This is a genomic window from Sulfitobacter rhodophyticola (assembly GCF_041281685.2).
Classification (GTDB): domain Bacteria; phylum Pseudomonadota; class Alphaproteobacteria; order Rhodobacterales; family Rhodobacteraceae; genus Sulfitobacter.
Genome location: NZ_CP166251.2, coordinates 1,444,907 through 1,467,482, shown reverse-complemented (window position 1 = coordinate 1,467,482; position 22,576 = coordinate 1,444,907). Strand labels below are relative to the sequence as shown.

The 22,576-nt window shown below is 60.4% G+C and carries 24 protein-coding genes; 16 read left to right on the top strand and 8 right to left on the bottom strand.

Features of this window, described 5'->3' with window-relative positions; genetic code table 11:
- Nucleotides 1-9 precede the first annotated feature (9 nt).
- The 4 genes from AB4X18_RS08195 (at nucleotide 10) to AB4X18_RS08180 (ending at nucleotide 5,552) form a co-directional block, all read left to right on the top strand.
- On the top strand, nucleotides 10-1,851 hold the full coding sequence (locus AB4X18_RS08195; protein WP_370399619.1) for an ABC transporter ATP-binding protein: 1,842 nt from the start codon (nucleotides 10-12) through the stop codon (nucleotides 1,849-1,851).
- Nucleotides 1,848-3,680, top strand: a complete 1,833-nt coding sequence (locus tag AB4X18_RS08190; RefSeq protein ID WP_370399618.1) for an ABC transporter ATP-binding protein — start codon at nucleotides 1,848-1,850, stop codon at nucleotides 3,678-3,680. The genes AB4X18_RS08195 and AB4X18_RS08190 overlap by 4 nt, the downstream gene beginning before the upstream one ends.
- Before the next feature lie 40 nt (nucleotides 3,681-3,720).
- On the top strand, nucleotides 3,721-4,947 hold the full coding sequence (locus AB4X18_RS08185) for a class I SAM-dependent RNA methyltransferase (RefSeq protein ID WP_370399617.1): 1,227 nt from the start codon (nucleotides 3,721-3,723) through the stop codon (nucleotides 4,945-4,947).
- A gap of 107 nt (nucleotides 4,948-5,054) precedes the next feature.
- Entirely contained in the window at nucleotides 5,055-5,552 is a 498-nt protein-coding gene (locus tag AB4X18_RS08180) for a L,D-transpeptidase family protein (RefSeq protein WP_370399616.1), read from the top strand.
- A 22-nt stretch (nucleotides 5,553-5,574) separates the two neighbouring features.
- Here AB4X18_RS08180 and AB4X18_RS08175 read toward each other — a convergent pair whose 3' ends face one another.
- Nucleotides 5,575-6,078: a CAP domain-containing protein gene (locus AB4X18_RS08175; RefSeq protein WP_370399615.1), complete on the bottom strand. Its 504-nt coding sequence runs from the start codon at nucleotides 6,076-6,078 to the stop codon at nucleotides 5,575-5,577.
- Between the two features lie 161 nt (nucleotides 6,079-6,239).
- Between AB4X18_RS08175 and AB4X18_RS08170 the strand changes: the two genes are divergently transcribed.
- Nucleotides 6,240-6,851 (top strand): L,D-transpeptidase, encoded by a 612-nt coding sequence (locus AB4X18_RS08170; RefSeq protein ID WP_370402599.1) that lies wholly within the window; start codon nucleotides 6,240-6,242, stop codon nucleotides 6,849-6,851.
- A 140-nt stretch (nucleotides 6,852-6,991) separates the two neighbouring features.
- A complete protein-coding gene (locus tag AB4X18_RS08165; RefSeq protein WP_370399614.1) occupies nucleotides 6,992-7,174 on the top strand; it encodes a hypothetical protein in 183 nt (60 codons plus the stop codon).
- Nucleotides 7,175-7,272: 98 nt separating this feature from the next.
- On the opposite strand, the gene hemH is transcribed toward AB4X18_RS08165, so the two are convergent.
- Together hemH and AB4X18_RS08155 are read right to left on the bottom strand one after the other, a co-directional pair.
- Entirely contained in the window at nucleotides 7,273-8,319 is a 1,047-nt protein-coding gene (gene hemH / locus AB4X18_RS08160; RefSeq protein WP_370402598.1) for a ferrochelatase, read from the bottom strand.
- Between the two features lie 55 nt (nucleotides 8,320-8,374).
- Complete coding sequence (locus AB4X18_RS08155; RefSeq protein WP_432817280.1) at nucleotides 8,375-9,193, bottom strand: SAM-dependent methyltransferase; 819 nt, start codon at nucleotides 9,191-9,193, stop codon at nucleotides 8,375-8,377.
- 11 nt (nucleotides 9,194-9,204) lie between these two features.
- Between AB4X18_RS08155 and AB4X18_RS08150 the strand changes: the two genes are divergently transcribed.
- From AB4X18_RS08150 to AB4X18_RS08135, 4 genes are read left to right on the top strand one after another with little or no spacing between them, the layout of a single operon-like run.
- Nucleotides 9,205-9,969: a ComF family protein gene (locus AB4X18_RS08150; RefSeq protein WP_370399612.1), complete on the top strand. Its 765-nt coding sequence runs from the start codon at nucleotides 9,205-9,207 to the stop codon at nucleotides 9,967-9,969.
- Nucleotides 9,970-10,006: 37 nt separating this feature from the next.
- Nucleotides 10,007-10,264, top strand: coding sequence for a glutaredoxin 3 (grxC, locus tag AB4X18_RS08145; protein ID WP_370399611.1), 258 nt, complete (start codon nucleotides 10,007-10,009; stop codon nucleotides 10,262-10,264).
- Nucleotides 10,264-11,094: a carbon-nitrogen hydrolase family protein gene (locus AB4X18_RS08140; protein ID WP_370399610.1), complete on the top strand. Its 831-nt coding sequence runs from the start codon at nucleotides 10,264-10,266 to the stop codon at nucleotides 11,092-11,094. The genes grxC and AB4X18_RS08140 overlap by 1 nt, the downstream gene beginning before the upstream one ends.
- Before the next feature lie 13 nt (nucleotides 11,095-11,107).
- Nucleotides 11,108-11,542, top strand: a complete 435-nt coding sequence (locus tag AB4X18_RS08135) for a MarR family winged helix-turn-helix transcriptional regulator (protein WP_370399609.1) — start codon at nucleotides 11,108-11,110, stop codon at nucleotides 11,540-11,542.
- On the opposite strand, the gene ubiG is transcribed toward AB4X18_RS08135, so the two are convergent.
- Complete coding sequence (gene ubiG, locus AB4X18_RS08130) at nucleotides 11,539-12,285, bottom strand: bifunctional 2-polyprenyl-6-hydroxyphenol methylase/3-demethylubiquinol 3-O-methyltransferase UbiG (RefSeq protein ID WP_370399608.1); 747 nt, start codon at nucleotides 12,283-12,285, stop codon at nucleotides 11,539-11,541. The genes AB4X18_RS08135 and ubiG overlap by 4 nt on opposite strands.
- A gap of 48 nt (nucleotides 12,286-12,333) precedes the next feature.
- On the opposite strand from ubiG, the gene pip reads away from it, so the two are divergent.
- The 6 genes from pip to infB all read left to right on the top strand — a co-directional run bounded on the left by pip (nucleotide 12,334) and on the right by infB (nucleotide 19,648).
- Complete coding sequence (pip, locus tag AB4X18_RS08125) at nucleotides 12,334-13,305, top strand: prolyl aminopeptidase (RefSeq protein WP_432817279.1); 972 nt, start codon at nucleotides 12,334-12,336, stop codon at nucleotides 13,303-13,305.
- The gene (locus AB4X18_RS08120; RefSeq protein ID WP_370399607.1) at nucleotides 13,302-14,162 is read left to right on the top strand and encodes an ABC transporter substrate-binding protein; all 861 of its coding nucleotides are present in this window, start codon (nucleotides 13,302-13,304) and stop codon (nucleotides 14,160-14,162) included. Before pip ends, AB4X18_RS08120 begins: the two co-directional genes overlap by 4 nt.
- A 149-nt stretch (nucleotides 14,163-14,311) precedes the next feature.
- Nucleotides 14,312-14,887, top strand: coding sequence for a ribosome maturation factor RimP (gene rimP, locus AB4X18_RS08115; protein ID WP_370399606.1), 576 nt, complete (start codon nucleotides 14,312-14,314; stop codon nucleotides 14,885-14,887).
- Nucleotides 14,887-16,515 carry a transcription termination factor NusA gene (gene nusA / locus AB4X18_RS08110; RefSeq protein WP_370399605.1) on the top strand — a complete coding sequence of 543 codons (1,629 nt, stop codon included), beginning with the start codon at nucleotides 14,887-14,889 and terminating at the stop codon, nucleotides 16,513-16,515. The genes rimP and nusA overlap by 1 nt, the downstream gene beginning before the upstream one ends.
- Nucleotides 16,516-16,537: 22 nt before the next feature.
- Complete coding sequence (locus AB4X18_RS08105; protein ID WP_432817278.1) at nucleotides 16,538-17,158, top strand: RNA-binding protein; 621 nt, start codon at nucleotides 16,538-16,540, stop codon at nucleotides 17,156-17,158.
- A 9-nt stretch (nucleotides 17,159-17,167) separates the two neighbouring features.
- Complete coding sequence (infB, locus tag AB4X18_RS08100; RefSeq protein WP_370399604.1) at nucleotides 17,168-19,648, top strand: translation initiation factor IF-2; 2,481 nt, start codon at nucleotides 17,168-17,170, stop codon at nucleotides 19,646-19,648.
- Nucleotides 19,649-19,706: 58 nt separating this feature from the next.
- Here the strand turns inward: infB and AB4X18_RS08095 are convergent, their stop codons facing one another.
- The 4 genes from AB4X18_RS08095 to AB4X18_RS08080 form a co-directional block, all read right to left on the bottom strand.
- Nucleotides 19,707-19,841 carry a hypothetical protein gene (locus AB4X18_RS08095; RefSeq protein WP_370399603.1) on the bottom strand — a complete coding sequence of 45 codons (135 nt, stop codon included), beginning with the start codon at nucleotides 19,839-19,841 and terminating at the stop codon, nucleotides 19,707-19,709.
- Between the two features lie 117 nt (nucleotides 19,842-19,958).
- Complete coding sequence (locus AB4X18_RS08090; protein ID WP_370399602.1) at nucleotides 19,959-20,357, bottom strand: (deoxy)nucleoside triphosphate pyrophosphohydrolase; 399 nt, start codon at nucleotides 20,355-20,357, stop codon at nucleotides 19,959-19,961.
- A 10-nt stretch (nucleotides 20,358-20,367) separates the two neighbouring features.
- Nucleotides 20,368-21,594: a bifunctional glutamate N-acetyltransferase/amino-acid acetyltransferase ArgJ gene (gene argJ / locus AB4X18_RS08085; protein WP_432817277.1), complete on the bottom strand. Its 1,227-nt coding sequence runs from the start codon at nucleotides 21,592-21,594 to the stop codon at nucleotides 20,368-20,370.
- 6 nt (nucleotides 21,595-21,600) lie between these two features.
- Nucleotides 21,601-22,449 (bottom strand): peptidylprolyl isomerase, encoded by an 849-nt coding sequence (locus AB4X18_RS08080; RefSeq protein WP_370399601.1) that lies wholly within the window; start codon nucleotides 22,447-22,449, stop codon nucleotides 21,601-21,603.
- Nucleotides 22,450-22,576 lie beyond the last annotated feature (127 nt).

Sequence of the window (22,576 nt, the reverse complement as noted above, 5' to 3'; positions counted from 1 at the left end):
CAATTGCCCATGTTCCGCTTCTTTGAAAATCTTGTTGATCCTTATACGCCTTACCGCGAAACCAATCGCCCCCCGCGCAGGCTGTGGCCGTTTCTGCGGGCCTATATGGGGCCGTTCAAAAAGGTCTTCTGGATCACTGGAATGATGTCCATCGTCGTTGCCGCGATCGAGATCTGGCTGATCTATTACATGGGGCGTCTGGTTGATCTGTTGGACACGGATCCTGCACAGATGTGGACTGATTACGGTACGGAACTGATCCTTGTTGCGCTGTTCATCCTGATCGTGCGGCCCTTGTTGCAGGGTCTGGATGTGGCGCTTTTGAACAACGGGATCATGCCGAATGTGGGCACCCTGATCCGGTGGCGTGCGCATCGTCAGGTGCTGCGGCAGTCCGTCGGGTGGTTCGAGAACGATTTCGCGGGCCGCATCGCCAACCGCATCATGCAGACACCGCCCGCCGCAGGAGAGGTCGTGTTTCAGGTGTTTGACGCGATTTCCTATGCGCTGGCCTACATGATCGGCGCGGCGATCCTGCTGTCGACGTCGGACTGGCGGCTGATGATGCCGCTGCTGATCTGGTTCGTCCTTTACGGCGCGCTGGTCCAATGGACGGTGAAGCGGGTCGGGCCTGCGTCCCAAGCGGCGTCTGATGCGCGGTCGGAGGTGACCGGGCGGGTCGTCGATTCCTACACCAACATTCATTCGGTGAAGATGTTCGCCCACCATGATCTGGAAACGGATTTTGCCAAGGAAGCGATAGAGAACGCGCGTCGTACCTTTCAAAAGGAGATGCGGATATTCACCGTGATGGACGTTGTGCTGGTGATGCTGAACGGTGTGCTGATCATCGGTGTCGTCGGCTGGGCGCTTGTGCTCTGGACGGCGGGAGAGGCGAGCGTGGGCGTGGTTGCGGCGGCGGCGGCGCTGACCCTGCGGCTCAACTCCATGACCGGCTGGATCATGTGGGCGCTGTCATCTTTCTTTCGGGAACTGGGTGTCGTGGCCGAAGGGATGGAGACGATTGCCCAGCCCATCGAACTGGTGGATGCACCGGACGCCAAACCGCTGGTGCTGGCTGCGGGCCGGATCGAGATGACCGGGCTGACCCATCATTATGGCCGTGCATCGGGCGGGTTACAGGGACTGGACCTGACCGTCAAACCGGGCGAGAGGATCGGGCTTGTAGGCCGTTCCGGTGCGGGTAAATCGACCCTCGTCAAGCTGCTATTGCGGTTCTACGAGGCGGAAGATGGCCGCATAGAGATTGATGGGCAGGATATCCGGCACGTCACCCAGGACAGTCTGCGGGGGCGGATCGGCATGGTGCAGCAGGACAGTTCGCTGCTGCACCGCTCCGTTCGGGACAACATCCTTTATGGCCGACCGGACGCGACAGATGCGCAGATGATCGCAGCCGCCAAACAGGCACAGGCGCATGAGTTCATCGTTGATCTGACCGATCCCGAAGGACGCAGCGGTTATGATGCGCGCGTTGGTGAACGCGGGGTGAAGCTTTCGGGCGGCCAGCGTCAGCGGATCACGCTGGCGCGGGTGATCCTGAAGGATGCGCCGATCCTTGTGCTGGACGAGGCGACGAGCGCGCTCGACAGTGAGGTGGAAGCGGCGATACAGGAGACGCTTTACGGCATGATGGCGGGCAAGACCGTGATCGCGATTGCCCACCGTCTGTCCACCATTGCCCAGATGGACCGCATCGTGGTGTTGGATCAGGGACATATCGTGGAAGAAGGCACCCATGACGCGCTTTTGGCGCGGGGCGGGCTATATGCTGATTTCTGGGGCCGTCAGTCGGGCGGTTTCCTCAAGCTGGAAGATGAAGAGGCGTGAGTTTTTCTGACTGGATAGACCCTTTTCGGCACGCTGATGGGCCGCCCCCACGGACGCTGGGTGCGTTCATGCGGTGGTGTTTGTCGGGGTCGTGGCCGGTGCTTTGGCTGGCGGCGTTTCTGTCCGCCATCGCTGGCGTGATGGAGGCGGGGACGGCGTGGATCCTTGGCAAGGTCATTGATGCTGCGGTGACGGCCGGGCCGGAGGCGTTCTTTACCCCTGCCAATTTTGGTCTGATTGCCATGGCGCTGGGATTTTTCCTTGTCGCGCGGCCGGTGCTGTTTGGACTGTCGTCGGCTTCCAACGCGATCATGGTGCAGCCCAACGTCAACCCGCTGGTGTTATCGCGCCTGCACCGTTGGACGCTTGGACAGACCGTTGGTTTCTTCGACGATGATTTCGCAGGCCGTATTGCGCAGAAACAGATGCAGGCGGCGCGTGCGGTGACCGACGTCGCGTCGGAAGCGATCAACGTGGTGGCCTTCGCGCTGGCCTCCCTGGCGGGATCGGTGTTGTTGCTTGTTGCGATTGACTGGCGCGTTGCGATCGGATTTGCGGTCTGGCTGGGGTGCTATTTCGCCCTGATCAACTGGTTCTTGCCGCGTGTGCGCACACGGTCTGCGGGGCGGGCAGGGGCGCGGGCGCAGGTATCGGGGCAGGTGGTCGACACGATCACGAATATCAAGACGGTCAAGCTGTTTGCCCATGCCGACCACGAAGACCGGGCCGCCCTTGGCGCAATGGAGACGTTTCGCCAGCGCGCGTTGGAGTTCGGATACCTCGCCGCCGGGTTCCGGCTGGCCTTAATGAGCCTTGCCGGTATCTTGCCTGTGCTTTTGCTGGGCGGGACGATCCTTCTGTGGCAGCGCGGTCTGGCAAGCGAAGGGGATATTGTTGCGGCGGGTGCCGTGGCGATCCGGATTGCGCAGATGACCGGCTGGGTCAGTTTCACGTTGATGGCGATCTATTCCAACATCGGCGAGATCGAGGATGGGATGAAAACGCTGACCCCGCGTATCAGGGTCGAAGATGCGCCGGACGCAGGTGAACTGGACGTGTCCGAGGGCGCGCTTGTGCTGCGCGATGTCAGCTTTGGCTATGGGCGTGATACCGGCGGGATCGAGGGGATCAGCCTGCATGTGAAGCCCGGTGAAAAGCTGGGTATTGTTGGCGCGTCGGGGGCCGGGAAATCCACGTTGGTTTCGCTGATCATGCGGCTCTATGAAGCGGAAAGCGGGGTGATTGAGATCGACGGCGTTGATATCCGGCGGGTCACCCAACAAAGCCTGCGGCGCAACATCGGGATGGTCACGCAGGAAACGGCGATGTTCAACCGCTCCGCGCGGGAGAATATCCTTTACGGTCGGCCGGACGCGAGCGAGGCGGAGATGGTCGCCGCTGCGAAAAAGGCAGAGGCGCACGATTTTATCCTAGACCTTCAGGACCACAAAGGCCGCAAGGGCTATGACGCGCATCTGGGGGAGCGGGGCGTGAAGCTGTCCGGCGGACAACGGCAGCGCATCGCATTGGCGCGGGCGATTGTAAAAGACGCGCCGATCCTTGTGCTGGACGAGGCGACAAGCGCGCTGGACAGCGAGGTAGAGGCGTCCATCCAGACCGCGCTGACCCGCGTGATGGAAGGCAAGACCGTACTGGCGATTGCGCACAGGCTGTCCACGCTGACGGAAATGGACCGGATCATCGTCATGGACAAGGGTCGTATCGTTGAGGCGGGCAGTCACGACGCATTGCTGGCGCAAGACGGGCTTTATGCCCGATATTGGCAGCGCCAGTCGGGCGGCTTCCTGAACCTTGAGGCGGCCGAATAGTCGGGCTTGGGTTGGCTGCCTGCGCGCGCTATGTCGGGCCATGGATGAATTCACGATAGAACGGCTGGGCCTGCACGGCGATGGCATAGCGACGGGGCCGGTTTATGCCGCCGCGACACTGCCGGGGGAGCGTGTCAGTGGCACCCTTGATGGCCAGACGCTGCGCGATGTGCGCATCCTTGAACCTTCGGACCAACGTGTCAGCCCGCCGTGTCGGCATTTCAAATCCTGCGGCGGGTGCCAGTTGCAGCATGCCGCAGATCCATTCGCGGCGGAATGGAAGGTCGACGTGGTGCGGCATGCCCTGAATGCGCACGGGTTAGAGACTGTTTTTCTGCCCATCGTGACGTCCCCGCCAAAATCGCGCAGGCGTGCAACGTTTGCGGCAAAGCGGACGAAAAAGGGGGCGATGGCTGGGTTCTTTGGTCGCGCATCCGATGTTATTGTCGATATCCCCGACTGCCAATTGCTGGAGCCCGACCTGCTGGCAGGGCGCAGCGTGGCGGAAGAGCTGGCCCTTGTCGGGGCAAGCCGCAAGGCGGTGTTGTCGGTGACAATAACCCTGTCGGCGAACGGTCTTGACGTGACCGTGACGGGAGGCAAACCGCTGGACGGTCCCTTGCGGGTGAGCCTGGCGCAACTGGCCGAAAGGCGGGACCTTGCCCGGCTGACATGGGAGGATGAGGTGATTGCCACACGTCTGCCCCCCTTCCAGCGGTTCGGAAAGGCGTTGGTGACACCGCCGCCGGGCGCGTTCCTGCAAGCCACGGCACACGGGGAAGCCAGCCTGCTGGCCGCGGTGCGCGCGGCTGTGGGGTCTGCGGGGTCGGTGGCGGATCTTTTTGCAGGGTGTGGCACCTTCGCGCTTCCCCTGTCGGAAATCGCCGCCGTTCACGCGGTTGAAGGCGACGCAGCGATGACGCAAGCGCTTGATCAGGGGTGGCGCGGGGCGCAGGGGCTCAAGCCGGTCAAGGTGGAGGCGCGCGATCTTTACCGCCGTCCGTTGTTGCCGGATGAGCTGAGGACATTCGATGCTGTTGTGCTGGACCCGCCGCGTGCAGGGGCCGAACGGCAGGTCGCCGAACTGGCTTTGGCGCAGGTGCCGGTGCTTGCCTATGTGTCGTGCAACCCGGTGACCTTCGCGCGGGACGCAGCGGTTCTGGTGGCTGCGGGTTATGTCCTTGACTGGGTTCAGGTCGTTGATCAATTCCGCTGGTCGGCGCATGTCGAACTGGCCGCACGGCTGCATATCCCTGAAAGAAATTGATTTTCGGCCTCTGTTCACTCAATTTTGAATGCGATTCTCTATGTGATATGGTAGCCCGGAACAAAGGTCCGGGACGGGACCAGTCGTGAGGCACGGGACAGCGAACCATGAAACGAAGATCAGTCATTCTGGGGGGCACCGCCCTGGTGGCCCTGGGCGCCTGCAGCAGCAGCAAATTCAAACGCTATGACGGGCCAGAGATTACCTATGTCGTGGTGAACAAGGCCGACCGGCGGATGTACCTGCTGCACCATGATCAGGTTCTGGAAGATTATGACATCCGACTTGGTTTTGCCCCCGTGGGACACAAGGAAATCGAAGGCGACGGGCGCACGCCAGAAGGCCACTACATGATCGACCGGCGCAACCCGAATTCGGCTTTCCATCTGTCACTGGGGATTGATTATCCGCGTCAGCACGATTGGGCAAAGGCAAAGGAAATGGGCAAACCGCCGGGCGGTGACATTTTCATCCACGGTCAGAAGGACCCCTTCAAAAGGGATAAGGGGGACTGGACCTGGGGCTGTATCGCTGTGACGAACAAGGAAATCGAAGACGTCTATGCGATGGTGCGCGACGGCACCCCGATCCTGATCAACGCCTGAGTCTGAAGGGGGCGGTCTCGGCCTATTTCCCCATCACCAGGGTCCACCAGATCTTGCCGTTGCTTTCCTGATGCCAGGAAAAACCCATGTTGCGCGCGTCCGGTGCCATCAGCACACGGCGCGTGTCGGGCTGTTCCATCCAGGCGGCCAGCGTTTCAAGTTCTGATTCATAAGTTTCGGAAATCGTCTCTCCGACCAGTTCGCCGCCGTAGCCGACCCGCCGGATGCGATCAATGGGCGACGATCCGTCAGATCCGAAATGCCAGGGCCGGTTCTGGCGCGCCATATCCTTGGCATGGGTTGCGGCAGCCGCATTCAGGTTCGGGTTCAGTTCCACCGCCTGTGCGCCTGCCGCGCTGCGCAGGGCGTTCACAGAATCAAGCATGCGGAACTGGATTTTACCGGTGTCGCCCGCGCGGATGCGATAGGTTTGCACGCCGGGGGTGCCGCCGCCGGTATCGTCAACCGGAACACAGGCGGTAAGGGCCAGAACAAGGGCCGAAAGAATCGCAAGAATACGGGTCATCGTGTCGCTCCACGAAATATGGGTTTCGCCTCTCCTACAGTGGGACGCGTTGCAGTTCAAACGCACATCGGCGTTACACTGCCAGATGACGTGGGTTTGATTTGAAAATGCGACATTGGCGCAATATATACATGGAAATTCGACTTCTGATGGAGCCAGTAATGTCCGACAAGATTTTCAGAACGCCCAGCCGCCGCGCATTCCTGGCCGGAAGCGCCGCCATGCTCGCGACGCCTGCGCTTGCGCAATCCGCGGCAGATGTGAATTCCGCCTCCACCACCCAGAATGAGCGCGACATCAGCGAGGTGGTGCGCCGCAACATTTCCAGCTTCCGCACGCTGGACTGGCAGCCCTACTTCGACAACCTGCGCAAAGGTGCGATCCTGGTCGATATCGACAGCCGCGCGGTGCATTACTGGTCCGAGGATCAGAGCGTTTACAAGCTGTACCCGTCATCCGTGCCGCTGACCAATGATCTGACCCGCCGGGGCCGGACGCGTGTCATCCTGAAGGATCCCGAACCATCCTGGCGCCCCACGCCTTCCATGCTCAAGCGCAACCCCGAATGGCCTGCCTTTATCGGGCCGGGACCAGACAATCCGCTGGGCACACGTTCCCTGCACCTGAGCTGGACCTACTACCGGATTCACGGCACCCACGACACGCGCAAGATCGGCCGGAAATCATCGAATGGTTGCATCGGTTTGTACAACGAGCACATCGAGGAACTGTATGAAATGGCACAGGTGGGCACGCAGGTGTTGCTTATTTGACGACATTTCCTTGCTTAACGGCGTGAATTGCTGAATCCGGGTTTTCAATTCTCGGGTTATGCTATTTAGACAATCTTACGAGGTAAGTCTTGGGCGCGTGTTTGCACCCATGTGTACACGCCAATACTGGAGGTTATGTTATGAAAAAACTCGTTCTCGCAGCCGCATTTGCTGGTGCAGCATCCGCTGCTTCTGCCGGTTCCCTTGCAGATCCAATCATCGAAGCACCCGTCATTGTTGAAGAAGCTGGTTCTTCTTCCAATGGTATCGTGCTGCCGCTGATCCTGCTGGCGATCATTGCTGCTGCTGTTGCTTCCGACTAATTCGGTAACGACGACACTTACGAAAAAGGCGGTGCTCTGCGCCGCCTTTTTTTGTGTCTGATGTTCAGGTTTGATTGGCCTTCTTCACGGCTGACGGGTTAGTCCAGCCAGCCGCGCAGATTGTCTTCGATGGTATTGGACAAGGCGCGAATATGCGCGTCATCGTCGTTGAGGCAGGGGATATACAGGAATTCCTCACCGCCTGCTTCTTCGAAGCTTTCCTTGATCTCTTCGTTGATCTCTTCCAGCGTTTCGATGCAATCGGCAGAGAACGCAGGTGCGCAAACGGCGATGTTCTTTTTGCCTGCTTCGGCCTGCCGCGCGACTTCTTCGACGGTATAGGGTTGCAGCCATTCCTCGGGGCCGAATTTCGACTGGAACGTGGTCATGATCTGCGTGTCATCCCAGCCCAGACGTTCCTTCAGCAACCGCGTGGTTTTCTGGCACTGGCAGTGATACGGATCCCCCTCCATCAGGTAGCGGATCGGCACGCCGTGGTAGGAACAGATCAGGATATCGGGCCTTTTCTCCGCCGCGGCATAGGCCTTTTCGATGGATTGGGCCAAAGCCTCAATATAGTCGGGGCGGTCGAAATAGGGCTCCACGATCCGCGCGATGGGCTGCCATTTCTCCTTGCCCAGCGCCTGAAAGAACTTGTCGCAGGCCGTGGCGGATGTGGCACCCGCGTAATGCGGATAAAGCGGAAAGAACAGGATCTTGGAACAGCCTGCCTTGGTCATTTCCGCGACTTTCGAAGGGGTCGACGGATTGCCGTAGCGCATGCAGAAATCAACCATGACGTTGTCACCATAGCGTTCGTGCATCATCGCCTTGATCTTGGCGGTCTGCGCCTTTGTGATCGTCATCAGGGGGCTTTCGCCCTCTTCCTCGTTCCAGATGGATTTATAAGCGGCGCCACTGGTAAAGGGGCGTTTGCTGAGAATGATCAACTGCAGCAGCGGTTGCCAAAGCCATGGACTGTAATCAATCACGCGGCGGTCTGACAGGAATTCGCCAAGATACCGGCGCATCGACCAATAGTCATAATTGTCCGGCGTCCCGAGGTTGGCGAGCAGGATACCCACCTTTTGCTGGGGCACGACGGGATGATCGGCGCTGGCGTGTTCCGGGCGGGCGGCCTGCATCTGGATGTCCTTGAGCATATTCATGACAGGTCAAATAGTGAGTTATGCCGCGGGGTCAATCGTGCAGCTTTGTCTCATTTGTACCAAGCGCTTCTGCAAGGCGGTGTTTGGCGCTGCCGGGGCGCAGGGGTTGGGGTTGACTTTCGTCCGGTGCCCAGCCGGTCAGAAAGACCAGTTCAAAGGTCGCGGTTATGCGGCCTGCGCCGTTGCCGAAGTGGGTCTGATAAAGGTCGGCGGCAGCCTCGAACACCGCGCGGCGGGTCGGGCGGCGCAGGCGCGCGGCCAGTGCATTGGCCTCCCCCATCGCCCGCAGATCGCGCATCAGATGCCAGGCATCGCGGTATTCAACGGTCAAGGGCATGGCATCCGCCACGGGCAGGGCAAACCCCGCGCGTTGCAGCAGCGCGCCCTGATCGCGCAGGTCCGCCATCGGGGCGACGCGGGGCGAAAGGCCACCTGTCACGGAGGTTTCGGCCTGACCCAGGCAGGCACGCAGTTCGGTCAGGGTCTGGCCGCCCAGTGATACGCTCAGCAACAGACCGTCCGCCCGCAATGCCCGTCTGCACTGGATCAGCTGGCCGACCGGATCATTCGCCCAATGCAGGGACATGGCGTGGATGATCAGATCGTTGCCCTGTGCGGTCAGGGCAAGCGTTTCGTCGGGGGGCAGCACATCCCGCGCGGCAAAGCGGTTTTGCCACGGGTCTGCAAATCTGGTGATCAGCGCCGTGTCCGTAAACGACTTGTTAACCACCGCCAGCCGATCCTCGATTTCATCCGCCGCGGCGTCATGCAGGAACAGCCCCTGCGCCGTGGCGCGGGACTGTCGCCGGACAAGGGCGTTTGGGTCTGTCATCTGGGGCGGTTTGGTCATGCGGGACAGATATGTCGATATGGGGCGGACTTCAAATCGGGTTGGACACGCTTTACCCCGCGCGGTGTCTGGGGTGTGGCGATGTTGTGGACGGTGACTATGGCCTGTGCGGCCCCTGCTGGCGCGACACGGCGTTCATCGGCGGTGCGCTTTGTGATGGATGCGGCACGCCTTTGCCGGGGAATGCGCCCGATCCGGAGGAGACGCTGCACTGTGATCGCTGCCTTGCCGATCCGCCGCCTTGGGCGCAGGGGCGCGCGGCGCTGATCTATGGCGATACCGGGCGCAAGCTGGTGTTGGCCCTGAAACATGGGGACCGTCAGGAAATCGCGCAGCCAGCAGGGTTGTGGATGGCAAATGCGGTGCGGGATATTGCCCCCCCGCAAAGTTTGATCATTCCTGTGCCGCTGCATTGGCAGCGGATGATCCGGCGGCGGTACAATCAATCGGCGCTGTTGGCCAAGGCGCTTGCGGGGCGGTTGCAGATGTCATGGGCACCAGACGTCTTGCAACGGATCCGGCCGACCCCGTCGCTTGATGGGCTGGACCGGGGTCAGCGGTCAGCAGCCTTGGCGGACGCCATCGCCGTACATCCGCGCAAACGCCACCGCATTGCCGCCCGGCCGGTGCTGTTGGTGGATGATGTCATGACCTCTGGCGCGACACTGCGCGCCTGTACACGCGCCTGCAAGGCGGCCGGATCCGGTCCGGTCCGGGTGGTGACCCTTGCGCGGGTTGACGTAATGGCACTGGCGCGCATGGGCAAAGACACCTAAATCCTTTCCTTGACAGTTTTCTCGAAAGGACCGGGTCATGAAGCCAGTTGAAATCTATACCTCGCCGCTTTGTGGGTTTTGTCATGCGGCCAAGCGTTTGCTGAACCAGAAAGGCGTCAGCTTTGCGGAGGTGGATGTCTGGGCGAATCCTGATCGTAAACCGGAGATGATCCAGCGCGCCAACGGTAGCCGCACGGTGCCGCAAATCTTTATTGACGGCGAACATATCGGCGGTAGCGATGATCTGCATGTGCTTGAACGGGCGGGCAAGCTTGATGCCTTGCTGGCCGCGTGATGCGGGGCGCCCTCCTTCAGCTGAATGTCACTGATGATCCTGTCGCAAATCTGGAGGTTACCCGTGGGTTACTTCGTGAAGCCGTTGCAGACGGCGCGGAATGGGTGCTGACGCCTGAGGTGACCAACTGCATCTCGACCAGCGGTGCGCATCAGCGTGAGGTCTTGCAGACGCAGGAGGAGGATATCACCCTTGCGGGCTTGCGCGCCGAAGCTAAGGCTGCGGGCATCTGGCTGCTTATCGGCTCCCTCGGGCTCAAGACAGGGGACGCGGACGGACGGTTTGCCAACCGCAGCATCCTGATCAACCCGGCGGGCGAGATCGTTGCGACATACGACAAGATCCACATGTTCGACGTGGAGATCAGCCCCGAGGAGACATGGCGCGAATCGGATGCCTACCGTCCCGGCCAGCAGGCTGTTGCTGCGGAAACTGCCTTTGCCACCGTGGGTCTGACCATCTGCTATGACGTGCGGTTTCCGATGCTGCATCAGGCGCTGGCCGATGCGGGGGCGCAGATCATTACGGTGCCTGCCGCGTTCTCTCCGGTGACGGGGGCGGCGCATTGGCATGCGTTGTTGCGGGCGCGGGCCATCGAAACCGGCTGCTTTGTGATCGCACCTGCACAATCCGGCACCCATGCCAGCAAGAACCACAAGACCCGCGATACATATGGTCATTCGCTGGTGATTTCCCCATGGGGGGAGGTGATCCTCGACGCGGGTACCGCGCCGGGCGTTTACAAATTTGATCTGGATATGGGAAAAGTAGCCCAGACAAGGCAGCGGGTGCCAAGCATGGCCCACCGCCGCCCTTTTGAAGGACCCTGATCGGTGCCTCGGGATGAGTGAAGACGGAACAACGCTGGCGATCATGCTGTTCAGCGAAATGCTGGCGGCGGATCAATCCGTGCGGGCGCGTCTTACCCGGGTGTTGCCCAAGGGTATGGAAATTTCGCATTTCAGTGTTCTGAACCACCTCGCCTGGAGCGGTGAGGAAAGTTCCCCCGCGCGACTGGCTGAGAAGTTCAACGTGACCCGCGGGGCGATGACCAACACGCTGAACAAGCTTGAATGGGCCGGGTATGTGCATATCCGCCCCGATTGGGACGATGCGCGGCGCAAGATGGTCGCAATCAGCCCTGCGGGAAGGCGGGCGCGCGACGCTGCGTTTGCAGCGCTGACCCCCATGATTGATCAGGTCGTCGCAGATCTGGGCGAAGACAACGTGCGCGCGGCGCTGCCGATCCTGCGCGAGATGCGCAAACGGCTCAGCTAGGTGGGTTTCAGGCTGGCCGTGACATAGTTCACCGACAGGTCCCGATCAGACAGCCGCCAGGACCATGCAACCGGGTTGAAAACGAACCCCTTGCGGTCCACCGGATCAAGTCCCGCTTCCGAGAGCAGGGAAAACAGTTCATCCGGTGTAATGAACTTCGACCATTCATGCGTGCCTTTGGGCAGCCAGCGCATCACATGCTCCGCCCCGATGATCGCCATCATGTAGGATTTGGGATTGCGGTTGATGGTCGAACAGATGTGCAGTCCGCCGGGTTTCAGCAGGTCATGGCAGGCGCGCAGGTAGTCGATGGGAGAGGCGACATGTTCGACCACTTCCATGTTCAGCACGACGTCGAATTGTTCGCCTGCGGCGGCCATGTCTTCGGCGGTGGTGTGGCGATAGTCGATGGTCAGCCCGGATTGTTCCGCGTGGACCTTGGCCACGGGGATATTCCGCTCCGCCGCGTCTGCGCCGACGACATCGGCGCCCAGGCGCGCCATGGGTTCAGCCAGCAAACCGCCACCGCAACCGATGTCGAGAATACGCAGGCCCGCGAAGGGTTTGTCGGCCTTCAGGTCGCGGTCAAACTCTCCCGCGATCTGGCTGGTGATATAGTCCAGACGACAGGGATTGAGCATGTGCAACGGTTTGAATTTGCCGTTCACATCCCACCATTCGGCGGCCATGGCTTCGAATTTGGCGATCTCTGACGGGTCGACGGTTGTTTGCGCAGATTGCATGTCGCACTCCCTGTTTTCTTCGGTTCCTGTGGGCTATATAGGGCGTTGATGGACAAGTTTCCCGATCAAAAACGCGCAGTTCAATATCTGCATCCCCCTGTGGACCCGTTTGATCAGCGTATGCTGGCCGTGGGGCAGGGTCATCAGGTGTATATGGAACAATGCGGCAACCCCGACGGTATCCCCGTTCTGGTGCTGCATGGGGGTCCCGGTGGCGGGTGCAGCCCGTCGATGCGGCGCTATTTCGATCCGTCGGTGTACCGTGTGATTCTGTTTGATCAGCGCGGTTGTGGAAGGTCGCGGCCGCATGCGTCGGTGACCGACAACACCACGTGGCATCTGGTTGCGGATATCGAGATGATTCGCGCGGAGCTGGGGATCGAACAGTGGATCGTCTTTGGCGGGTCCTGGGGTGCGACGCTGTCGTTGATCTATGCGCAGACGCATCCTGACGCGGTGCGCAATCTGGTGCTGCGCGGCGTTTTCCTGATGACGCAGTCCGAACTGTCGTGGTTTTATGGTGGCGGTGCCGGGCGGTTCTGGCCGGAGGTCTGGAAGCGGTTTACCGACATCATCCCGGAGGATGAGCATGACGATCTGATCGCCGCCTACAACCGCCGCCTGTTTTCCGGCGATATCCCGATGGAACAGCGGTTCGGCAAGGCTTGGGCCGCCTGGGAAAATGCGCTGGCCTCGATTCATTCCGCAGGCGGCGTGCATGAAGGACCTGCCGAATATGCGCGCGCATTTGCGCGACTGGAGAATCACTATTTCTCCAACGCGGGCTTTCTGGAATTCGACGGCCAGATCCTTGCCCACATGAACCGGATCAAGGACATTCCCGGCGTGATCGTACAGGGGCGGTATGACATGATATGCCCGCCTTCCAGCGCCTACGCATTGGCCGAAAAATGGCCAGCGGGTGAATTGAAGATGGTGCGCAACGCGGGGCACGCCCTGTCAGAACCGGGGATCAGTGCGGAACTGGTGCGCGCCATGGACCGGATTGCAGTGCAATGACCCTGCGCCGATCTCAGATGGACCGTCGTGCGCTTTTTACCAGTGCTGCCGCCATGGCGCTTTTGGCAGCGTCGGGCGTATCGGCGGCCGGTGCGCCGCAGCGGGGCGGGCGGTTGCGGATGGCGCTGTCCGGTGGGCTGCGCGACGATACATGGGTGTCGGGCGACGGGTTGTTCATGCAGGTGGCACGTCAGGGGATGGTGTTTGACACGCTGACCGAACGCGCCGCCGATGGTGTCCTGCGGGGGGAGTTGGCCACAGGTTGGCAATCCAGCGACGGGGGCCGCATCTGGCATCTGGAATTGCGTGCGGATGTGTTTTTTCATGACGGGCAACGCTTTGCCTCCAGGGATGTGGTGGAAAGCCTGCAAAACCTGCCGGGTGCAAGGGTCGCGGCGGTCGGACCGCTTGCGGTGAGGATCACGCTTGATCAGCCCAGCGCGGCGCTGCCGCTTGTGTTGGCGGAGCCGGAATACATCATCCGGCCTGCCCATACGCCCGACGCCGGGATCGGTACCGGGATTTATCGGGTGAAACGCTTTCTTCCGGGTCGCCAATTGCTGACCGAACGGGTTGAGACACATTACAAGGACGGGGCCGCCGGATGGTTCGACGAGGTTGAACTGACGTCAATTCCGTCCGAACGCGTGCGGGGAGAGGCGCTGGGCGCCTATTTGGTCGATGCGGTTGATACCCGCGACGCCGACGCGCTTGAGGGGGTGGCGGATGTGGTGCTGTTGCCGGATGCACGGGCCGTGATGCAGGCCGTTTCAACGACCGTCGCCCAACCCGCGCGGGTCAGCGCGCTGCGCCCTCTGGATGATCTGCGCGCGGCAGAACGCTGGTGGTTTGTCTGAGCGGCATCAGGATGGGGCTTGAAGTCTGACGTCTCTGTCCGTATATGCTGCCTAACAGCGGCGCGTTCGGGTCCACACCAAACGCTCCACCGAACGCTACGAACGGGCCGCGCGCCCGTTTTTTTGTGCCTGAAAGGCCCCCGCCCACAATGTCCAACGACCTGATTGCAAAAGCTGCCATTGACCGCCGCATGGCCGAGATCATCACCCCGGTGATTGAGGATCTTGGTTTTGAACTGGTGCGCGTGCGGCTGATGTCGGGAAAGAACACAACCTTGCAGATCATGGCCGACAAGCCCGAAGGCGGGATCGAGGTCGATGATCTGTCAGTGATTACCCAGTCCGTCGGCGCGGTGCTGGACGTTGAAGACCCCATTCTGGACGAATACACGCTTGAGGTATCGTCCCCCGGCATCGACCGCCCTTTGACCCGGCTCAAGGATTTTGAGTTGTTCGAAGGGTATGAGGCCAAGTTGGAGACAACCGAACTGATCGACGGGCGGCGGCGCTTCAAGGGCGAACTGGCCGGTGTTGAGGGTGACGAGGTGCTGATCAATGTGGCGGAAGGCACGCTGGGACTGAAATTCGACTGGCTGTCGGACGCGAAACTGGTGCTGACCGACGAATTGATCACCGAAATGCTGCGCCAGCGCAAAGCGTCCGGTGCAATTGACGAAACGAAGTTTGACGAAATATCCGAAGACAACGCCGAGGGAGAGACCTAATGGCCATTACATCCGCCAACCAGCTTGAACTGCTGCAAACCGCCGAAGCCGTCGCGCGGGAGAAGATGATCGACCCCGGTCTGGTCGTCGAAGCGATGGAAGAATCGCTCGCCCGGGCGGCAAAGTCGCGTTACGGCGCGGAGATGGACATTCGCGTAAGCATCGACCGCAAGACAGGTCGTGCGACATTCACCCGCGTGCGCACGGTGGTCGAGGAAGAAGAGCTTGAGAACTATCAGGCGGAATTCACCGTTGAGCAGGCCAAGCAGTACATGGAAGATCCCAAGATCGGGGATACCTTTGTTGAAGAAGTGCCCCCGGTCGAGATGGGCCGCATCGCGGCGCAATCGGCCAAGCAGGTCATTCTGCAAAAGGTGCGCGAAGCGGAGCGTGATCGCCAGTACGAGGAATTCAAGGATCGCGCAGGTACGATCATCAATGGTCTGGTCAAGCGTGAGGAATACGGCAACGTCATCGTCGACGTGGGTGCCGGTGAAGCAATCCTGCGAAGGAATGAGAAGATCGGCCGCGAAAGCTATCGTCCGAACGACCGTATCCGTGTTTATATCAAGGACGTGCGCCGCGAACAGCGCGGCCCGCAGATTTTCCTGAGCCGCACCGCGCCCGAGTTCATGGCGGAACTGTTCAAAATGGAAGTGCCGGAGATTTACGACGGCATCATCGAGATCAAGGCCGTGGCCCGTGACCCGGGAAGCCGCGCGAAGATCGCGGTGATCAGCTATGACAACTCCATTGATCCGGTCGGTGCTTGCGTGGGTATGCGCGGCAGCCGCGTGCAGGCCGTTGTGAACGAACTGCAGGGTGAAAAGATCGACATCATTCCGTGGAATGAAGACCAGCCGACGTTCCTTGTGAACGCGTTGCAACCTGCCGAGGTGTCCAAAGTGGTTCTGGACGAAGAAGCAGGCAAGATCGAAGTGGTCGTGCCGGAAGAGCAACTGTCCCTCGCCATCGGTCGTCGTGGTCAGAACGTGCGTCTGGCGTCCCAGCTGACCAACCTCGATATCGACATCATGACCGAGGAACAGGAAAGCGCGCGCCGTCAGGCTGAATTCGAACTGCGCACGAAGCTGTTCATGGACACGCTCGATCTGGATGAATTCTTTGCGCAGTTGCTGGTGTCCGAAGGGTTCACCAACCTTGAGGAAGTGGCTTACGTTGAGGTGGACGAACTGCTGGTCATCGACGGCGTGGACGAAGACACGGCGAACGAACTGCAGGCCCGTGCCCGCGACGTGATCGAAGCCAAGAACAAGGCGGCACTGGATGCCGCCCGCGCGCTTGGTGTTGAAGACAGCCTTATTGAATTTGAAGGTCTGACACCCCAAATGATTGAGGCGCTGGCGAATGATGACGTCAAGACGCTTGAAGACTTTGCGACATGTGCGGATTGGGAACTGGCCGGTGGCTGGACCACCGTCGATGGGGAGCGTGTGAAAGACGATGGCGTGTTGGAGCCGTTTGACGTCTCTCTGGAAGAAGCGCAGCAATTGATCATGACAGCGCGCGTGTTGCTGGGTTGGGTTGATCCGGCGGAGCTGGAAGCGCAGGCCGCTGCCGAAGAGGGCGAAGAAGACGCCCTTGAAAGTCAGGAGGCCGAGGCCTGATTTCAGGCCTCGGGGGTCCGATATGGGGCGCGGTGGCGTGACCAAAGACCGCACTGATGGTCCTGAACGGAAGTGCCTCGTTTCAGGTGAGGTGCAACCAAAGCAGGGCTTGGTGCGTTTTGTTATAGGTCCTGAAGCGCAGGTTGTGCCGGATATTCTGGGCAAACTGCCGGGGCGGGGCATGTATGTGACCGCTGATCGCGACATGATCGCACAGGCGGCGAAAAAAAAGCTGTTCTCGCGCGGCGCGAAGACCCAGGTGAGCGTGCCGGAAGACCTTGTAGATGAGGTCGAACGGCAGCTGGCACGGCGGGTGGTCGATCTGATCTCGTTGCAGCGCAAGGGTGGTCGGGCCGTTGCGGGATATGAGAAAGTCAAAGGCTGGCTTCAGTCAGAAGAAGCCGAAGTTCTGATACAGGCTTCCGACGGCTCCGGGCGCGGCAAATCAAAGCTGAGCACGCCGCATTATGGGCATTATATCGGCTGGTTGACAGCCGACGAATTGGGTTTGGCATTCGGTCGTCAAACTGTGATACATGGGGCGCTCGCCTCTGGTGGACTCACCTCTCGTGTTGTAGAGGAAGCCCAACGGTTGAGAGGCCTGCGCGAAAAAGAGGCTGGCAAGGGCCAGTCGAAAGGATAGACGAGCTAAATGAGCGATAGTGACGGCAAGAAAACATTGGGTCTGCGCGGTGCTGCACCGCGTCCTGGCAATGTAAAGCAAAGCTTTAGCCACGGGCGGACCAAGAACGTCGTGGTCGAAACCAAACGCAAGCGCGTTGTGGTACCCAAGCCGGGTGCCGCAAAGCCGGGTTCGGCATCCGCGCCCGTTGGCAATCCTTCCAAGCGCCCGGCGGGCATCAGCGATGCGGAGATGGATCGCCGCCTGAAGGCCGTTCAGGCTGCCAAGGCGCGTGAGGTCGAAGAAAGCGCTGCCCGCGAGGCAGAGGAAAAGGCCCGCGCCGAAGAACGTGAGCGCCGCCGTGCGGAGCAGGAAGCCAAGGAAAAGGCAGAACGCGAGCGCGAGGAAAACCTCAAGGCGAAGGCCGAAGAGGACGAACGCCGCAAGAAAGAAGCGGAGGCCGCCGCACAGGCTGCAGCGGCACCTGCGGAACCCGTTGTCGCGCGCCAGCCCAACACCAAGGCGGCCCCGGCCCCTGGCAACACGCAGCGCAAGACGGATCGCGACCGTGAAGATACCAACAAGAAGAACCGTCAGGGCGACGACAGCCGACGTTCCGGCAAGCTGACGCTGAACCAGGCGCTGCGTGGCGGCGAAGGGGGGCGGCAACGCTCCATGGCGCAGATGAAGCGCCAACAGGAGCGCGCGCGCCAGAAGGCGATGGGCGGCTCGGTTGAGCGGGAAAAGGTTGTACGTGATGTGCAGCTGCCCGAAGCGATTGTCGTGTCGGAACTGGCCAACCGGATGTCCGAAAAGGTCGCCGATGTGGTCAAGGCGCTGATGAACAACGGCATGATGGTCACGCAGACGCAGACGATCGATGCCGACACGGCGGAACTGATCATCGAAGAGTTTGGCCACAAGGTTGTGCGCGTTTCCGACGCGGATGTGGAGGACGTGATCAAGGAGATCGAAGACGACGACAAGGATCTCAAGTCGCGACCACCGGTCATCACGATCATGGGCCACGTGGACCACGGCAAGACATCGCTGCTGGATGCGATCCGTAACGCCCGCGTTGTTGCGGGCGAAGCGGGCGGGATCACGCAGCACATCGGTGCCTACCAGGTGACCACCGATACCGGTGCGGTCCTGTCCTTCCTCGATACGCCCGGCCACGCGGCGTTTACGTCCATGCGGTCGCGCGGTGCGCAGGTCACGGATATTGTGGTGCTGGTTGTGGCGGCGGATGATGCCGTGATGCCGCAGACGATCGAGGCGATCAACCACGCCAAGGCGGCCGAAGTGCCGATGATCGTGGCGATCAACAAGATTGACCGCCCTGCGGCCAACCCCGATAAAGTGCGGACTGATCTGCTGCAGCACGAAGTGATCGTTGAAAAGATGTCCGGCGATGTGCAGGACGTCGAAGTTTCCGCGATCACGGGTGAAGGTCTGGACAAACTGCTTGAGGCGATTGCGCTGCAGGCCGAGATCCTTGAGCTGAAAGCCAACCCGGATCGCGCCGCTATTGGCGCCGTGATCGAAGCGCAGCTTGATGTGGGTCGCGGCCCGGTTGCCACGGTTCTGGTGCAGAACGGTACATTGCGTCAGGGCGATATCTTTGTTGTGGGCGAACAGTACGGCAAAGTCCGTGCATTGGTCGACGACACGGGCAAGCGCGTGAAGGAAGCCGGGCCATCGGTGCCGGTTGAGGTTCTGGGCCTGAACGGCACGCCCGAAGCGGGTGACGTGCTGAACGTGACCGATACCGAAGCGCAGGCGCGTGAAATTGCGGAATACCGTGCGAACGCGGCCAAGGACAAACGCGCCGCGGCAGGTGCGGCGACCACGCTGGAACAGCTGATGGCGAATGCCAAGGCTGATGAAAACGTCAGTGAACTGCCCATTCTGGTCAAAGCGGATGTGCAGGGGTCTGCCGAAGCCATCGTTCAGGCGATGGAGAAGATCGGCAACGACGAAGTCCGCGTGCGTGTCCTTCACTTCGGTGTGGGTGCGATCACGGAAACGGATGTCGGTCTGGCCGAAGCGTCAGGCGCACCGATCCTTGGGTTCAACGTGCGTGCCAATACTTCGGCGCGGAACACCGCGAACCAGAAGGGTGTCGAGATCCGCTATTATTCCGTCATCTATGATCTTGTGGATGATGTAAAAGCGGCAGCTTCCGGTTTGCTGAGCGCGGAGATCAAGGAAAACTTCATTGGCTATGCGACCATCAAGGAGGTCTTCAAGGTCACCGGGGTTGGCAAGGTCGCGGGTTGTCTGGTCACCGAAGGTGTGGCGCGACGGTCTGCCGGGGTGCGCTTGCTGCGTGACAACGTGGTGATCCACGAAGGAACGCTGAAAACCCTCAAGCGCTTCAAGGACGAAGTGCCTGAAGTGCAATCCGGCCAGGAATGCGGCATGGCGTTTGAAAACTACGACGATATCCGTCCTGACGACGTGATCGAGATTTTCGAGCGCGAAGAGGTGACCCGGACGCTGACCTGATCAGCGCGACCGGCTATGCACATGAAGAGCAGCCTGCGAAGGCTGCTCTTTCTTTTTGTCAGTTTTTGCGGATTACAGGTTTTCCGGAGAACATCGTATCGTCGACCTTCACGACGATCCGCCCATCCGGCATGGTCTTGATGAACGTTCCCTGTACCGAGATGCAGGACCCCAGCGTAATTGTGCGTAGCATATGACCTTCCCCCAGAAAGATATGACAATATTAGCTGCGCGTTTTGGAATTTCCAGAAAATTGTTTACCAAAAGTTAACAATACTTTCACAGTTGGAAACAATTAGCATTTGCCGCCCTAAAGCCAGTCCCGCAAGATCGGGATCAGGGGGATGTCCGCCTCTGGCATGGGGTACTCCTTGAGATCCAGAGCGCGGACCCATTTCAGCGTCTGCCCTTCCTTGGGAATGGGCGTTCCTTCCCATTTGCGGCAGGCAAACAGCGGCATGAGCAAGTGGAAGTCGTCATAGCTGTGGCTGGCGAAGGTGAGCGGAGCAAGACAGCTTTGCCATGTATCAATGCCCAGTTCTTCGTGCAGTTCGCGGATCAGGGCCGCCTCGGGTGTTTCGGTGTCTTCCACCTTGCCGCCGGGGAATTCCCACAGGCCCGCCATGGATTTGCCTTCCGGGCGCTGGGCAAGCAACACCCGGCCATCCGCGTCGATCAGTGCCACGGCGGAAACAAGAACCATCTTCATGCCCCGTGCCTCAAGACCGGTAATCCGCGTTGATTTCGATGTATCCATGGGTCAGATCACAGGTCCAGACGGTGGCCTGTCCGTTGCCCAGCCCAAGATCAACGCCGATGCGGATGTCGGTGCCTTTCATATGCGCAGCGGCATCTTCCTCCCGGTAGGTGGGGCTCATAAAGCCCTCGGTGGCCACCAGCGTGTCGCCGAAATGGATCGACAGGCGGTCGCGGTCCGCAGGGGCCCCCGATTTGCCGACGGCCATCACCACGCGGCCCCAATTTGGGTCTTCGCCGGCGATGGCGGTCTTGATCAGGGGAGAGTTTGCGATGGCCATGGCGTGGGTCTTGGCATCTGCATCGTTGGTGGCGCCGGTAACAGTGACTTCGACAAACTTCGTCGCACCTTCGCCGTCTTTAACCACCTGGTGGGCGAGGTTCTGCATCACCTCATGCAATGCAGAACCGAAGGCGGCGTTGGTATCGACCTCTACACCGGACGCACCGGTTGCCGCTACGATCAGACTGTCGGACGTGGAGGTATCGCTGTCGACGGTGATGCAATTGAATGTCGTGTCCGCATGTTTTGCGGCCAATGCCTGCAGCGCGCCCTGTGAAATGGTTGCATCGGTAAAGATATAGACCAGCATCGTTGCCATGTCGGGTGCAATCATGCCGGAACCCTTGGCAATCCCCGAAATAGAGACCGTTTTGCCGTCAACCTTCACCTGGGCGCTGGCACCTTTGGGGAAGGTGTCGGTGGTCATGATGGCGCGCGCGGCATCCGCGATCTTTCCGGCGTCTTGCGTCGCATGAAGTGCATTCAGCACCGCCGTGATCCGTTCAGCCCGGAGCGGTTCACCGATTACACCGGTGGAGGAGGTGAACACGCGGTTCTGATCCACACCACAGGTTCGCGCGACGGCAGCGGTGATCGCCTCCACCGCGGCAACGCCGCCCTTGCCGGTGAACGCATTCGCATTGCCGGAGTTGACGAGGATCGCCGCCCCCCCTTCCGTCTTGCCGCCGAGCTTGGCCTGGCAGTCCAGCACTGGTGCCGCGCGGGTGCTGGACCGGGTGAAGACGCCCGCAACAGACGTGCCCGGGACAAGCTGCGCCAGCATCACATCCGTGCGCCCCTGATATTTCACCCCTGCCGCGGCAGTGGCAAAGGTGACGCCGCTGATTTCCGGCAGGTCAGGAAACGCCTTGGGCGCCAGCGGGGAGACTTTGGTGATCTTCGCCAAGCGACCCTACTCCAGCCAATCGAGGTTCTTAAGGACGGCGGGGTCGATGCCTTCCGAGCCGCTCCGGTCCACGTCTGCGGTTGCTGTCACGTCTTCGATTGCGCCTTGGACGCGGGTCTGACGCAGTTGCAGTTCAAGTTCCTCGCGCACGCTTTCAAGCGACGGGGCCTGGGTCTTGCGGGTTTCGTTCAGTTTGATCACATGCCATCCGAATTGCGTCTGTACGGGGTCGGAAACGGCGCCGGGTTCCATTTCAATCACGGCGGCTTCGAACGTGGGGACCATCATGCCTTTGCCAAACCATCCCAATGATCCACCACCGGGGCCGGAAGGACCCGTGGATTTCTCGCGCGCCAGCGCGGCGAAATCGGCACCGCCATCAAGCTCCTCTTTCAGCGCTTTTGCCTCTTCCTCCGTCTCAACAAGAATGTGGGAGGCGTTGTATTCATCGCCTGCCTCGACATCCGCATATTGCGCATCATAGGCGGCCTGCAGATCTTCGTCGGACACGGGCATGGCCATGTTCCGTTCAATGACTTCACCTGCAGTCAGCGACCGCGCTTCATTCTCAAGCGACAGCGTGACGCGGGCGGGCAGATCACCTTCGTAGGTGTCGGCAAGGGCTGCCTGCTGCACCAACTGATCCAGAATGCCGCTGAACAGCACTTCATCGGGCAGTTGGCGATACTGCTCCGGCAGGCTGGCGCGGGCGATGATCATATGGCCCAGCGTGATGTCCGTTCCGTTCACGGTTGCGACAACAGTATCGACAGATGGGTTATCCTGCGCGGCGACAGGCAGGGCCAAAGTCGCCGAGATCACAACAGAGGCCAGAAAAGTGAGGGGTTTTTGCATGGATTGTCCTATCGTTCACCCCGCCCGGGGGCTGCTACATTGACAGTGTTTCTTGCGGCCCCTACATCGGCTGCAAGGCGCGGAGGAACCGCGCAATCCCCCTCTATCTATGGGGTGACACCGCGCT

Coding starts and splice junctions, on each gene's coding strand:
- nusA (WP_370399605.1), top strand. CDS start 14,887: ATGGCCATTACATCCGCCAACCAGCTTGAACTGCTGCAAACCGCCGAA.
- infB (WP_370399604.1), top strand. CDS start 17,168: ATGAGCGATAGTGACGGCAAGAAAACATTGGGTCTGCGCGGTGCTGCA.
- AB4X18_RS08090 (WP_370399602.1), bottom strand. CDS start 20,357: ATGAAGATGGTTCTTGTTTCCGCCGTGGCACTGATCGACGCGGATGGC.
- AB4X18_RS08155 (WP_432817280.1), bottom strand. CDS start 9,193: ATGACCAAACCGCCCCAGATGACAGACCCAAACGCCCTTGTCCGGCGA.
- pip (WP_432817279.1), top strand. CDS start 12,334: ATGGACAAGTTTCCCGATCAAAAACGCGCAGTTCAATATCTGCATCCC.
- AB4X18_RS08170 (WP_370402599.1), top strand. CDS start 6,240: ATGTCCGACAAGATTTTCAGAACGCCCAGCCGCCGCGCATTCCTGGCC.
- AB4X18_RS08175 (WP_370399615.1), bottom strand. CDS start 6,078: ATGACCCGTATTCTTGCGATTCTTTCGGCCCTTGTTCTGGCCCTTACC.
- ubiG (WP_370399608.1), bottom strand. CDS start 12,285: ATGCAATCTGCGCAAACAACCGTCGACCCGTCAGAGATCGCCAAATTC.
- AB4X18_RS08165 (WP_370399614.1), top strand. CDS start 6,992: ATGAAAAAACTCGTTCTCGCAGCCGCATTTGCTGGTGCAGCATCCGCT.
- AB4X18_RS08195 (WP_370399619.1), top strand. CDS start 10: ATGTTCCGCTTCTTTGAAAATCTTGTTGATCCTTATACGCCTTACCGC.
- AB4X18_RS08080 (WP_370399601.1), bottom strand. CDS start 22,449: ATGCAAAAACCCCTCACTTTTCTGGCCTCTGTTGTGATCTCGGCGACT.
- AB4X18_RS08140 (WP_370399610.1), top strand. CDS start 10,264: ATGCGGGGCGCCCTCCTTCAGCTGAATGTCACTGATGATCCTGTCGCA.
- AB4X18_RS08105 (WP_432817278.1), top strand. CDS start 16,538: ATGGGGCGCGGTGGCGTGACCAAAGACCGCACTGATGGTCCTGAACGG.
- hemH (WP_370402598.1), bottom strand. CDS start 8,319: ATGCAGGCCGCCCGCCCGGAACACGCCAGCGCCGATCATCCCGTCGTG.
- AB4X18_RS08095 (WP_370399603.1), bottom strand. CDS start 19,841: ATGCTACGCACAATTACGCTGGGGTCCTGCATCTCGGTACAGGGAACG.
- AB4X18_RS08120 (WP_370399607.1), top strand. CDS start 13,302: ATGACCCTGCGCCGATCTCAGATGGACCGTCGTGCGCTTTTTACCAGT.
- AB4X18_RS08135 (WP_370399609.1), top strand. CDS start 11,108: ATGAGTGAAGACGGAACAACGCTGGCGATCATGCTGTTCAGCGAAATG.
- AB4X18_RS08150 (WP_370399612.1), top strand. CDS start 9,205: ATGTCGATATGGGGCGGACTTCAAATCGGGTTGGACACGCTTTACCCC.
- AB4X18_RS08185 (WP_370399617.1), top strand. CDS start 3,721: ATGGATGAATTCACGATAGAACGGCTGGGCCTGCACGGCGATGGCATA.
- grxC (WP_370399611.1), top strand. CDS start 10,007: ATGAAGCCAGTTGAAATCTATACCTCGCCGCTTTGTGGGTTTTGTCAT.
- rimP (WP_370399606.1), top strand. CDS start 14,312: ATGTCCAACGACCTGATTGCAAAAGCTGCCATTGACCGCCGCATGGCC.
- AB4X18_RS08180 (WP_370399616.1), top strand. CDS start 5,055: ATGAAACGAAGATCAGTCATTCTGGGGGGCACCGCCCTGGTGGCCCTG.